Origin of the sequence: Motiliproteus sp. SC1-56, assembly GCF_017309075.1 — a bacterium.
In the GTDB taxonomy this organism is placed as follows: domain Bacteria; phylum Pseudomonadota; class Gammaproteobacteria; order Pseudomonadales; family Balneatricaceae; genus Motiliproteus.
This window is the reverse complement of sequence record NZ_JAEMGS010000017.1, coordinates 46,618-59,161: the sequence shown is the minus strand read 5'-3', so window position 1 is coordinate 59,161 and position 12,544 is coordinate 46,618. Positions and strand designations below refer to the sequence as shown.

The window sequence follows — 12,544 nt, the reverse complement described above, 5'->3', positions numbered from 1 at the left end:
CTCTACAGGAAAGGGGCTCAGCGCTCTCGCACAGGCCGCGCCCGCTTCTGCCGGCGCTTGTCTGCCTTGGCCTGCTCCGGCGTTTTCTGGACCACCTTACGCCGCTCCAGGCCAGCCAGGTCACAAAGGTCATTAAGCTCCTTCTGGGACAGCTCCAGCCACTGGCCGCTGGCGATAGACTTGGGCATAAAAATGCAGCCGTAACGCACCCGCTTGAGGCGGCTGACCTCCACCCCCTGAGACTCCCAGAGGCGGCGCACCTCGCGGTTTTTACCCTCCATCAGCACTACGTGGTACCAGACATTGCTGCCGGTGCCATCGAAGAGCTGCACATCGGTGAACCGAGCCATGCCATCTTCCAGAAACACCCCTTCCTTAAGCTTCTGCAGCGTCTCGTCGGAAACCTCGCCATGCACGCGCACCGCGTATTCGCGATCGATGCCGGTGGAGGGGTGCATCAACTTGTTGGCCAGCTCGCCGTCCGTGGTAAACAGCAGTAAGCCGCTGGTATTGATATCCAGACGCCCCACCGAAATCCAACGACCGCTTTTCAGCTTCGGGAGCTTTTCGAAAACCGTGGGGCGCCCCTCCGGATCGTGCCGGGTACACACCTCCCCCACCGGTTTGTTATACACAATCACCCGACAGCCCTTGCCGGCTTCTGCGCCGAGGGAAACCCGCTGGCCATCGACTTTGATTACATCCGCCGGCGTGACGCGATCACCCAAAGATGCCCGCTCACCGTTCACCTGCACCCGACCCGATTCGATCCAGCGCTCCATTTCACGCCTTGAGCCCAAACCGGCACGAGCCAGCACCTTGTGCAGTTTTTCGTCATTCATGGGAGATACCAATGTATTTTGCGCCCGCCGTGCGGACTGAAGAAGAAGGGGGTGAAATAATACCAGCCACGCCGGCCGCCGAAAACCGAATACAAAAAAGGCGTGCCGAGGCACGCCTTTAAAACCGCCAGGGCTGGAACCCCGCCATCAGCCGATCAGGCACTCCTCTTTAGAGCCGCCTTCATCGAAAAACTTCTGGAACACCTTAGGCGTGCGGCCACGGCCGGTCCACTGGTGCACCTTGCCTTCGCTGTCGGTGATCTGATACTTGGGTTTGACTGTCCCCTTCGTGCGCTTTTTCGGTGCGGCGCCTTCCAGAGATTCCATCAGTTCGCCAATATCAATACCGGACTCAGCCATTTCCCGCTTGATCTGCTCCAGCTTTTCGCGCTTTTCACGCTCCTCTTCCAATCGCGCCGCTTCTTCTTCCTTGCGCTCCTCGATCAGCTCCAGAAGGTTTTCTGAAAGCTTTTCCATTTCGGCCAGCGAGAGCTCCTTACAGGCCTTTCGAAGCGATGTTTTGCGTGTCAACACGTTTAAAATTTCAGACATTACTCGACCCCGGTAGGAAGGACTTTATCACCATTGTAGGCAGAAAATTTTAAATAGGTTGGGGATAATAAGTTTTTTTAAGAAATTTATAAAGAAAATTTAGCAAACGTCTAATGAGCCAAGCTAAGAGTTCGCGATCCCGGCATTCAGCCGCCAAGCCACGAACACAAGCGGCATCACAGCAATCAGCGCTATAACAGGCCCGTAATTACGGAAATAAAAGCACAGTGCCGCCAAGGGGAACAGCCAGAAAAGATTTACCGCACTGGCAATAAGGGAAGCTTTAGCGTGGCTTTGCAGGCGCCTTGCAGCGATCTGATAGGCGTGTGAGCGGTGAGGCTGATACCAGCGCTGCCCACGGTTCATACGCACCAACAGCGTATAAGTTGCATCAACCCAGAACAGGGCCGTTAATACCAACCAAACCCACACTGGTAGCAGATGAAGATTAAGGCTAATGAGGGCAAATATTGCGATGAAGTAACCGATAAAATAACTGCCCACATCACCGAGAAAAATTTTAGCGGGCGCCCAATTCCAACACAGAAACCCCGCGACTGCCGCCACTGCCACAGCCGCAACCTCCACCCAGAAGCCCGCCCCCGACAGCGCGAGAAAGACACTGGCACCGCCCAGTACAAAAACACCCTCGCTGGAGGCCAGACCATCAATACCATCCATAAAATTAAACAGGTTGATCCACCAGACAAGGCCCAGCACCACGAGTGGCGGCGCAGCCCACTCAAGACCTACCGTCCGAAGAAAGCCCAAACCGACCTCTCCCCCCAAAACCCACAGAACGGCCACGGCAAGCAATAACTGCAAGGCAAAACGCACTTTTGCCGGCAAGCTGACGTGATCATCCCAGTAACCAACCAGGGCGATCATCAGTCCGCCACCCCAAAGAGCCCAGAAGTAGCCCTCATCGAGTTGATTCATAAACAACAGAGGGAGAGTCACTAGCACGCCTAAAACAACCGCAACCCCGCCTCCCCTGGGAGTTTCGTTTAAATGCGAGCTTCGCTCTCCTGGTATATCCAACAGGTGCCGGGACAGGGCATAACGCCGAGCCAAGTAAGTACCAACAAAACTCAGCCCGAAGGCGCACAATGCATAAAGAGAAAGACTGTTAAACATTTCCCTGCCTTTTCCGCTCAACGTCCACCATGCGCGCCAGCGTATCTTCCATCGAATAGGGAGGCGACCAATCGAGGTACCGGCACGTTGCCGTAATATCGACTTCAAAATTTTCGGTTAAGCGAGCCACCGACTCTTTTCGCCCCAACATATACCCAGCTAACTTTAAGACCAAAGGCGGGAGGGAATATAGTCGCGGCGACACCTGCCAGGCCTTAGCCAAGCGCTTTACAAGCTCGGGAGTACTAATCGCCTCACCATCGGCTGCGACCAATACACGCCCCTGCGCGGCGGGCGAGGAAATACAGCGGACAATCAAATCCACCAGATTAAAAACACTTAAGAAGCTACGCCGGTTATCAACGCCAGCCAAAGGCAGAGGCACACCGCGGTGCACCCAACGAGAGAGCTGAGCAAAGTTGGCCTTTACGCCTGGACCGTAAACCAGTGCCGGACGAATAATCACAACCTTAAGCCCCGTCCGCTCCGCCACCTCCCAAAGCGCCTGCTCGGCTTCCCACTTGGAAACCGCATAAGGACCACTGGGATTGGGTGTGTCGGTCACCGTAAAAGGCGCCTCACCGGTCTGGTCGCCATTCACCTTGATTGAGCTGAGAAAAATGAATCGTTTGACGCCCTGGGCCGCAGCCATTTCCGCCAGTCGACGGGTCGGCTCAGTGTTGATGGCGCGGTAGTGCGCCAACGCCTCGGCGGTATTTTGAGTGGCGACGTGAGCGAGAGCGGCGGTGTGGACAACGGTGTCGACCTTAGCCAAAGCCGCAGGGGCCCAGCGATCGAGCTGGCCGAGCTCGCAGCCGTCGAGCCAACCTACCCCCGGTAGCGATGCCACCGGCGCAGAACGGTGCCGGCAACCACGAACGCAGTATCCGTGCTGAACTAAAGACCTAGCCATTTGGTTACCGACAAAACCTGACGCGCCAGTTACTAATACCTGCAAACTAGCCACCTTTCGCTTTACATCCAAAACATCAGCAGAAGCAGCGCCCCAAAAAGCCAATTTCCGCGGCAAGCTCCTGTCTTCAAGCAGCGTATAGAGAGACCTTTATGCCCCCCCCAGGCCTTCAATAAATCGCTCAGCCAATACACGGTAATCGCGATTCCGCGCCAACCAGTCCAGAGCTTGCCGCCGCCCCGCGTTTAATGCCGCCGTGCCAACATGACACAGCTCTAAAGCTTTTGCCGCTATTGCATTTGCATCCCCGGGCGGGCACCTACCAACAAGAGGCCCAGCGCCATCAAGATCCGAAGGCGCATCGGAGGCGAAAACAATAGGAACTCCCGATAAAAGATAGTCGTTTACTTTAGTGGGGCTCACACCGAAACGGTATATAGGGAGATTAGACAACCCCATGTAACCCACATCAACCGATGAAAGGACACTAGCCACGGCCGGTTTCTTGATGGCGGACAACCAAAGACAATGTTCATGCATACCTAAGCCATCAACCAGTCCGGCCAAGCGCTTTTGACAGGGGCCATCTCCCAGCATGACCAAGCCGACACCCGAGGCTACCATGCGGGGAAGAGCCCTAATGAGCGGCTCCAAATTATTTGCCGTATTGATACCGCCGATATAGCCAACCAAAAACCTGTGACGATGTCGGAACGGTTTCAATTTCGCCGCCACATCTTTAGGCAGGGGAGAGGGGCTCGAGGTCAAATCAGCACCATTAGGCACATAACAAAACTTTTGGGGCTTCATTCCGCGAGACCGCAAGTAACCATCCGCATGACTTAAGACAGATACAACACGGTCCGCATGCCTGACTGCAAAATCCTCTCCCAGTTGCAAAAGCCGTATAAAAGGATGTCGAATAGAAACCCCCGCAATTTCTACCAGCCCCAGCGGCCATAGGTCTCTGATTTCAAAAACGAAACGAGCCCTATGCCGCTTCGCCATTCTATGCGCGGTAAAAGCGGTCAGGGTGTGGTGGGAAGAGGTAATTACGAGATCAGGCTCGTATTGTGGACGGAAGAAGAAAGCTCCAATTGTAAACGCCAGGATGTTTAAACCCCGGCCAGCATTCTTTGCAGGATCATAGGCGGGAGAACGAACATAAACATATTCAATACCGTCAATGAGATCGAACGTAAAAAAGCTGGAAACTGACGGATTGACCTTTCGAGTATGAGCAAAAGAAGCTGTTACGATAGTAACCCTGTGACCCATACGGACCCACTCACGGGCCAGGTAGTAGTGGCCGTACACCATCCCCATCTCAGGTGAGCCGGCAAAATGGGCATAGATAAGGATATTCATCTCGTCAGATGCGCCAACTGATCGGCGATACGCTCAGCAGCTTGGCCACCACCATAGAGACCGGGGTCGCAATTGATCGATGTTTCGAACCAAGCGTTTGCCTGTTCCGTAATCCGCTCAGCATCCGCACCAACCAGCTGATTGGCCCCCATATCAACAAGCTCCACCCACTCGGTCTCATCACGCAACGTCAAACAAGCCTTGCCGTGGAAAAAAGCCTCTTTTTGAACACCACCACTATCTGTCATCACCAAACCGCAGTGCTGCAACAACCAGAGCATCTGCAGATAACCTACGGGGTCGATGGTATTAACCTGCAACGCAAGCCCGTTTCTCTCGATCGCTCGTCGCGTTCTGGGATGCAGTGGCAAGACTACCGGCGCAACCTCATCGTGTACACGATTAAGCGCCTGAACAAGTGCTGCCAATCGCCGCGGATCGTCAGTATTCTCGGCACGATGTAGAGTCGCCAGGGCAAAAACTTCCCCTCCCATACCATCAGGTGCACAGGCAAAGGGCGCAAACAGCAAGGCTGCATCTTGCATCACATCCCCCACCAGGCAGAGAGTCACGTGTTTCTCAGCGAACCCCTCCTTCTTCAGATTGGCGATGGCCGCTGCCGTGGGGCAAAAAAGCCACTCACTCAACTGATTGGTAAGGATCCGGTTAATCTCCTCGGGCATCCGCATATTAAAGCTACGGAGCCCTGCCTCTACATGCGCAACCGGCACATGCAACTTGGCCGCGGCCAGCGCACCGGCCAGGGTCGAGTTGGTATCCCCGTAAACCAAAACCAAAGCAGGCTGCTCTTTTAAAATCACCTGCTCTATTTCAGCCAGCATCCGCCCAGTCATCTCGCCGTGGTTTCCACCATTTATCCCCAACGAATAGGCTGGGCGAGGGATCGCCAACTGGTCGAAGAAAATTGACGACATATTGTCATCGAAATGCTGCCCGGTATGCACAACTACCTCTTACAGCTCGGTGCGCTTAGCGATCGCATGCGAGACGACACTGGCTTTGATGAACTGGGGACGCGCACCGATGATAGTAAGAATTTTAATGGCCACTCAATGTCCTTTATTTGCCCCAAGTAAAATAGTCTTTTTATAAGCATCCAACATTGTATCGACCGATGCTGACCATGTGTAATGCTTTAAAACATGCTCACGGCCAGCCCTGCCCATTTCCACTCGCTCAGACGGGTTATCGATCAACCGACACAACGCAGCAGAGGCCTGCTCTGGAGAGTTCTTACCCACAACAATCCCTGTAACCCCATCCCATGTAACTTCAGCAGGCCCATCAGCATCTGAAACAACCACAGGCAACCCGCAAGCACTTGCCTCTAAAATTGCTACACCAAAGCTCTCAAAGCGACTAAGCGCAACATAGATATCGAGCTCATTGAGCACTGCAGGTACTTCAGAGTGAGAAACATACCCTCTAAAATCTACTAAAGAAGATACTCCCAGTGTTAGCGCCAAGTCTTTTAACTTTTGTACATCGGGACCATCACCTGCCATGACTAACCTTAATAGTCCATCAGGGTACTTAGAGGCCGTTATAGAAAAAGCTTTTATTAAATCATCGACACCATACTTATAGCTTAGTGTCTTTACTGTTCCGATGGTAACAACACGCCTATCGCATTGCGTTGCTACAGGATAAAAAACCGTTTCATCTATACCAAAAGGTGTAATAAAAACATTCCCTGACTTATAGGTTTTAGCCGTTTCTTTCGCCATAGAGTGACTTGTTGAGGCTATCGCTTGAGCAGATCTTAAATTACTTCTTAACCAGAACCTATGGACAACCGATTTCTGAGGAAAATCATAAACATCACTACCCCATACTGAAAGCAAACAAGGACTAAAACCCAATAACCTAGCAGTAGTTCCATAACCACTTGCATAGTGCGCATTAACCAAATCAGGATTAACATCTTTAATAATTTTCTTTACTTTATGGACAATCAAAAAATAGCCAAGTGAACCTCTATAAGGAAACACATGCAAGCACACCCTTTTATCAAAAACTTGGGTGACCGGATGCTGCGATATCAGATGAATATCTAATCCAGCTTCACAAAGAGCATTAACCCACCTAGCAGTATGAATAGAGGATGCCGCTGCTAGGAATACAACCTTCATATCAGTTTATCTCTGTACTTATTTATTGCATCCAACCTTGATATAGATACTATATCCTTATCACAACCAAAACCGACATCAAGATACCTATTAAAGAAACGGGTAAAATTATTTTCCGAATCAAAATAATTGAACACAGGAACACTCATAGCGATATAATCAAACACTTTGGTTCCAAACTCATAATTAGGATCTCTTATCAAAGAAATTGCCAAATCAGCTTCTGATAGAATACGATATAAGCCGTCCTTATCCACACGCCCCAACATCTCTACCCGTCCAAACCCAGAGCTGACATATCGAACATAATCACCAACCCAGTTATTTATTAGCGGATCGGAACCTACCAACCGAACCACAAAAAATCTAGACGGGAAACGTTCAACTATCTTGCTAATGATAAACTCAGCCTTATCAATACCATACTCACTAAACTTACCTGCACACAAAAAAACCAACTCATCCTCATTAGCACGATCATTCTTCTTTTCTTTTAACAATTTATTAGCAACGCTCATATCTTCATCTGAAACACCGTTAGTGATAAGCAGCACTTCACAGCCAGAGATATATTCAAGATATTGTTTAAGACCCGGAGTACAAGTTATCACCACCCGGGCACGCCTGATTGCTAATCGCTCTATAACTCTAGCTATTCTTGCCTTAAAAGGACTTCTATCAACCAATCCGCCATATCCGGACTCCATCGCAATAGACCAACCATCCCTGATGTCCAACACTAGATTGACTCCAGGTATAAATAAAACCCACCAATATCTAAAACTAGGCATCGAAAGGAATAATCCAGATTGAGCCTCCTTGACCACAACAAATAAAAACTTTAAAAAACCAATAAAAGAAATGGGTGTGTCTATTTCACCACAAAATCCACCTTCTGATTTATAAAAACCTTTAAACGCCAGCGTACGCTCATAAGAAGGAGAGCCAACAACAGAAGAGGGATTAATAAAAAACATATAACATATTTATTCAGAAAATAGTTTCTAATCCAAAACGACCACAAGAACCATATCAAATCAAAAACAGATAAGATAAAACACTATGGTGTCATACTACAATCATAAAACTATTAATTGTCTCTACCCTAAAATACACTAGACCTCTGGCGGCTTAGCCAACTACGCAAAACGTTAAGATCTTGGCTAGTCACTAAACCACAAGCTTTTATGAGACAGCTAACACAAATAATCAGCATGATATTAGCAACGAAAAAACTGTCATAAAACAAAGGCAACATCAAACCGGTCCAAATCAAACCTATTGAACCAAATAATGCCAACACTAGCCGCCCCCAAGAGTGAGGTACATAGTACAACCGCTGACCAACCAACAAAAAGGCTATAAATACAACTAGATAGCTTGCCAAGGTTGCTACCGCAGCTCCCTTGATTCCCCACAAGGGAATCAAAATCCAGTTAAAGAATAAATTAGTAACCGCACCACCAGCATTAATCCAAAGGAACCAGTGCGTCTTTTTAGCAATGCCTATTCCAGGGGTGAATATGTACATTTGCGCCAGTAACACTGCTGGCAGCAGATAGACCACTATGCTGTGGCTTGCATAATATTGAGGAGTAGTCAGTAGCTCTATGAGCCCGGTTGCGAAGAGACTAACCGTAGTCCAGAGTAAAAGTGCCAGCGCAACGAACAAACGGAAAATCCGGGCCAGTGCTGCAGGGGTCTGAATCTCCTTATAGTGCCGGTATATCAAAGGCGTCAATGCGCCCTGAAAGCCCACCATCAGAAGCGTAGCTACGCTGGCCAGCCTAACCCCCATCCCATAGATCCCCACATCATCAACCGATAGGTAATAGTTAACCATCATCCGATCGATGTAAGTACTCAACCAGACTGCAACACCAGATGGCACCAGAGGAGCAGAAAACGCTAGCATCCGACGCAGGTAATTCCAATCGAAAACCCAACCAATGCGATTACGTAACCCCCAAAGCCCAGCCAGCAAGCCAACAACCGTTCCGCTGAGCATCCCTATCAGCAATCCATCTATACCCATGGTCAAGAAATAAGCCAGCCATACCGATATCAGCGTGGTTACGCTGGTTACCAGCAGGCTAATCAGCGCATACGACCTACTACGCAAAGACCACCGAAACTGGTTGTGTACCAGATAAAACAGCCCATTCGTACCGATATAGAGCACCCCAAGGATGAAAGACCACTCCAACCCATTCTGCCCCATAACCAAGCGGCTTAAGGGTGCGTGAAAGCTCAATGCCAGTATTACGAATAGCCCGTAACAAGCAGCAGCAAACCAAAAAGCAGATGACGCATAGCGTCGTTGCTGCGACTCTGAAGAATCAGGGTAAAAACGCGCTAACGCTTGCGATACCTCTAAAGCAACGGTCAAATTTATGACTGCTGCGAACACCATCAGTAAATCGAAGGAACCGTACTCGGCAGGGGTTAGCACTCGGGTGTAGAGCGGAATCAGAAGTAAAGCAAGGCCACGCGAAAACAACGTAGGTATCGCATAGATAACACTATCGCGTAAGAATGTCTTAATCATGAGTACTGAAGTCAGACAGCCCTGCCATATTTAAAAGTTCATGCTCCAACTGAGGCTTGTCTGAAACCTTTAATGACTGGACTCCAAACCGCTCAACCATCCCTCGAACCATTCTGGCAGTAGCCCACCGAGGAAGACCAGCACCATAAACATAGGTTATCGTTTGAGGATCACACCACCAAGTTTCCGGCACCGAATCATTAATCAACCTCATATATCGACTTGCCACATCCCTTGGAGTCCACTTTGAATCTACAAAAGATTTAGCCTTCCGCCCAAGCTCTAAACGAAAGTGATCATCTGTAATCATTTTTTCAACAGCCTCCTCTATGTTTTCAGGGCTCACATATAAACTAGGAGGAATGTCATCAAAAGTAACAAACTTATTGATATCCGACGAAAAGTATCCACCAACGACAGCAGGCTTACCAAAATGAGCCGCCTCCGTGGCAAAGACAGCAAGCGGGGTATCTGAATAGAGCTGATCAATTACAAAATCACAACGTGACAATTGATCCAAAACCACATCATTTGGAACGTTTTCAATCTTAATAAAATCTATTCTATGGCCTTTTGATTTCAAGTTATCTATAACATCAGATATAACTCCAGAGCCTTTAGCTGTAGGATTTGAAGGACAGTGAAGAATCCTCATAGGAGCAGACTCTGAAGATTTATCACAAGAGACATCTTGCAATAGCTTTGGAACCCCAACAGAAAACCAATTGATAAACTTTTTATTATGAAACTGCCCTGTACCTGGCGCATTGACTATATAATCGGCATACTTTTCATGGAGGGCAATCTTTTGTTTATACTTAGATACCACCTTTGACAACTCGTAAATATCTTTGTCAGCATCAGCATAAGGCAAAAAAGCACCTGACATATATGGCGGTCTCGTATCAGTCCCCACGGATATAAAAATAACCTTTTTTCTAAACAACCTTAGAAGAAGCAACTCAAGTTTTGAATCTGTTATCGACCGACTATACAAAAAAATATATACTTTGAAACTAAACAGCGAATGAAAAAAAACTAACCACGTAAAGAAAACATGCAAAACGACATAAAAAACTTTTTTTATAATTTTAGATCTCGCTGTATCTTTTCTAACTGAACCAAGTTTTTTCCACAAACTGTATAACCAGAAACCATTGCTAGTTATATATCCATGCGGATGAGGAGAAGAAAGGACAACCTTTGATGGGACCCCTAACTCAGAAAAACCATGGTTTAAGCCCTCTGCAATACCGCAAATCTCAACAGGACCAATGAAAATTTTCATTTTCTTGACCTAACAACATTTAGAAAGTTCTTAAGCGTATACCTTCCGTTATCAACAACATTTTGAATTATCGAAACACCCATACCAATAAATGCGTACTTACCTACAGTCTTTCGATCAACTATGTTTGATGAAGGCCCTATCCATGACCCCTTACCTATTTTAACGCTTCCACCAACCATAGCATTAGCAATCACCAACGTATTGTCACCAATTTCTACATTATGTGATATATGCACTAAGTTATCGATCTTTACTCCATTACCTATTTTAGTAGAACCAAGACTTCCTCGATCAATAACTGTGTTAGCTCCTATATCAACATCATTACCTATTACTACATTGCCGATATGTGGAAATTTTATATAAGACCCATCATCACGCCGCTCATAACCAAATCCATCCGTACCAATGACAACTCCAGGGGAGATACTTACTCGGTCACCAATAACAGTCCCTTTGAGTATGGTTACATTATGAAATATTTTACAATCGCGCCCGATGATAACTCCTTCTTCGATTGTACAGTTGTTTCCAATATAGGTTCCGAGCCCTATTGATACATTATCGTGTATGTAAGCATTATTCTCTGGCAAGTCATCAATATCAACAAAAGTAAGGAGCTCGCAAAAAAGCAAGCGTGCATTAGCTGATATAATTAGGCACTTTTCTTTTACATTTGATACATCTAAACCCTTATCAACTAGTACAATTTTAGCTTCTGAAGATTCCAGCAAAAACTGAGCATCACTAGCCGTATGACCTATAAAAGACAACAATGGACATGAGAGATTATCAGTAACAGCACCGACTTCAACTTCGGCCAAACTTGCTAATATATCGCCCCGCACATATTCAATTTCACCTTCCTTCTTATTAAAAAATTCAATTAGCCTAGAAGAATCTATCCTATAACTCATCTACATCCCCGTATCCATTTACAGCGGCTTCATGAGTAGACCAAATATTCTTAACATCTCTCAGAAAGTAATCTTTTTTTGGTTTTAATATCTTAGGCCCTAACAGATCATTAAGATAAGACAACCTATGCATAGATCTTTTAGCCAGCCAAAGCTCTGGATGTGTGTTTAAGAGCAGCCTATTACGCCTCTCTAGCCCAGACAAAAAACGCAACAAGGTATCGTCTCTCCAAGCCCTACAAGAGTCGCTAACATAGCACAAAGACGGATCATTATATTGATTATAAGAAGGATTAGAGTAACCTGAACCCTCTAAAAAGATATCTCCCCCCCCCCTAAAAGGCTCATGCATAACTATTGATGCAACCTTGCTATCACTAATTAATTCAAGCAAGCCAACTTCAACACTTAGCCTATTTCTTGCTTCACAAAGATCGCCTGGGTAGCAACTCAAGTCATAGTGAAGCCCTATTTTATGACCAAGATCAATTAATTTTTTAATAGAACAAATGGAACTCTTACTTAAAGCATTATAAGGCCCGGTTAGCAATATGTAATATACACTCGAAACTCCTAACTTTGCCTCTAACTCTGCAATCGGAAGACTAAGATCTATAGAAAAATCAACATCGTGACGAAAATAAACTACCTCATTTTCTTCTTCATCAATATGAGACGAAGGCCTCATCTTAAAGCCGCAATGATCAAAAGCAGAAATTAAAGATTCATATTCTTTTAATATAAACTTAGGCAGATACTGCACTTTAACCATCCCAACATTAATAAACCACTTATAATTTCTAACTAGACAACAATGGCAAAC

Annotated in this window: 12 protein-coding genes; all 12 read right to left on the bottom strand. The window is 47.0% G+C overall.

Annotated features, from left to right (window positions below; translation table 11 throughout):
* Positions 1-17 precede the first annotated feature (17 nt).
* Positions 18-842, bottom strand: a complete 825-nt coding sequence (gene rluB / locus JGZ97_RS16165; RefSeq protein WP_207063735.1) for a 23S rRNA pseudouridine(2605) synthase RluB — start codon at positions 840-842, stop codon at positions 18-20.
* Positions 843-989: 147 nt separating this feature from the next.
* A complete protein-coding gene (locus JGZ97_RS16160) occupies positions 990-1,394 on the bottom strand; it encodes an H-NS family nucleoid-associated regulatory protein (RefSeq protein WP_207063734.1) in 405 nt (134 codons plus the stop codon).
* A 123-nt stretch (positions 1,395-1,517) separates the two neighbouring features.
* Entirely contained in the window at positions 1,518-2,531 is a 1,014-nt protein-coding gene (locus tag JGZ97_RS16155; protein ID WP_207063733.1) for a glycosyltransferase family 4 protein, read from the bottom strand.
* Positions 2,524-3,489 carry an NAD-dependent epimerase/dehydratase family protein gene (locus tag JGZ97_RS16150; protein WP_207063732.1) on the bottom strand — a complete coding sequence of 322 codons (966 nt, stop codon included), beginning with the start codon at positions 3,487-3,489 and terminating at the stop codon, positions 2,524-2,526. Before JGZ97_RS16150 ends, JGZ97_RS16155 begins: the two co-directional genes overlap by 8 nt.
* A gap of 105 nt (positions 3,490-3,594) precedes the next feature.
* Complete coding sequence (locus tag JGZ97_RS16145; protein WP_207063731.1) at positions 3,595-4,812, bottom strand: glycosyltransferase family 4 protein; 1,218 nt, start codon at positions 4,810-4,812, stop codon at positions 3,595-3,597.
* Positions 4,809-5,777 (bottom strand): non-hydrolyzing UDP-N-acetylglucosamine 2-epimerase, encoded by a 969-nt coding sequence (gene wecB / locus JGZ97_RS16140; RefSeq protein ID WP_370584084.1) that lies wholly within the window; start codon positions 5,775-5,777, stop codon positions 4,809-4,811. The genes JGZ97_RS16145 and wecB overlap by 4 nt, the downstream gene beginning before the upstream one ends.
* A gap of 105 nt (positions 5,778-5,882) precedes the next feature.
* Positions 5,883-6,965, bottom strand: coding sequence for a glycosyltransferase (locus JGZ97_RS16135; RefSeq protein WP_207063730.1), 1,083 nt, complete (start codon positions 6,963-6,965; stop codon positions 5,883-5,885).
* Positions 6,962-7,942 (bottom strand): glycosyltransferase, encoded by a 981-nt coding sequence (locus JGZ97_RS16130; protein ID WP_207063729.1) that lies wholly within the window; start codon positions 7,940-7,942, stop codon positions 6,962-6,964. The genes JGZ97_RS16135 and JGZ97_RS16130 overlap by 4 nt, the downstream gene beginning before the upstream one ends.
* Before the next feature lie 128 nt (positions 7,943-8,070).
* Entirely contained in the window at positions 8,071-9,513 is a 1,443-nt protein-coding gene (locus JGZ97_RS16125; protein WP_207063728.1) for an oligosaccharide flippase family protein, read from the bottom strand.
* The gene (locus JGZ97_RS16120; RefSeq protein ID WP_207063727.1) at positions 9,506-10,801 is read right to left on the bottom strand and encodes a hypothetical protein; all 1,296 of its coding nucleotides are present in this window, start codon (positions 10,799-10,801) and stop codon (positions 9,506-9,508) included. Before JGZ97_RS16120 ends, JGZ97_RS16125 begins: the two co-directional genes overlap by 8 nt.
* Entirely contained in the window at positions 10,798-11,721 is a 924-nt protein-coding gene (locus JGZ97_RS16115; RefSeq protein ID WP_207063726.1) for a DapH/DapD/GlmU-related protein, read from the bottom strand. Before JGZ97_RS16115 ends, JGZ97_RS16120 begins: the two co-directional genes overlap by 4 nt.
* Entirely contained in the window at positions 11,711-12,484 is a 774-nt protein-coding gene (locus JGZ97_RS16110) for a hypothetical protein (protein WP_207063725.1), read from the bottom strand. Before JGZ97_RS16110 ends, JGZ97_RS16115 begins: the two co-directional genes overlap by 11 nt.
* Positions 12,485-12,544: the final 60 nt, after the last annotated feature.

Bases quoted from the DNA above. Each gene is read 5' to 3' on its own strand.
- JGZ97_RS16155 (WP_207063733.1), bottom strand. From the start codon at position 2,531: ATGTTTAACAGTCTTTCTCTTTATGCATTGTGCGCCTTCGGGCTGAGT.
- JGZ97_RS16115 (WP_207063726.1), bottom strand. From the start codon at position 11,721: ATGAGTTATAGGATAGATTCTTCTAGGCTAATTGAATTTTTTAATAAG.
- JGZ97_RS16120 (WP_207063727.1), bottom strand. From the start codon at position 10,801: ATGAAAATTTTCATTGGTCCTGTTGAGATTTGCGGTATTGCAGAGGGC.
- JGZ97_RS16160 (WP_207063734.1), bottom strand. From the start codon at position 1,394: ATGTCTGAAATTTTAAACGTGTTGACACGCAAAACATCGCTTCGAAAG.
- rluB (WP_207063735.1), bottom strand. From the start codon at position 842: ATGAATGACGAAAAACTGCACAAGGTGCTGGCTCGTGCCGGTTTGGGC.
- JGZ97_RS16145 (WP_207063731.1), bottom strand. From the start codon at position 4,812: ATGAATATCCTTATCTATGCCCATTTTGCCGGCTCACCTGAGATGGGG.
- JGZ97_RS16125 (WP_207063728.1), bottom strand. From the start codon at position 9,513: ATGATTAAGACATTCTTACGCGATAGTGTTATCTATGCGATACCTACG.
- JGZ97_RS16130 (WP_207063729.1), bottom strand. From the start codon at position 7,942: ATGTTTTTTATTAATCCCTCTTCTGTTGTTGGCTCTCCTTCTTATGAG.
- JGZ97_RS16135 (WP_207063730.1), bottom strand. From the start codon at position 6,965: ATGAAGGTTGTATTCCTAGCAGCGGCATCCTCTATTCATACTGCTAGG.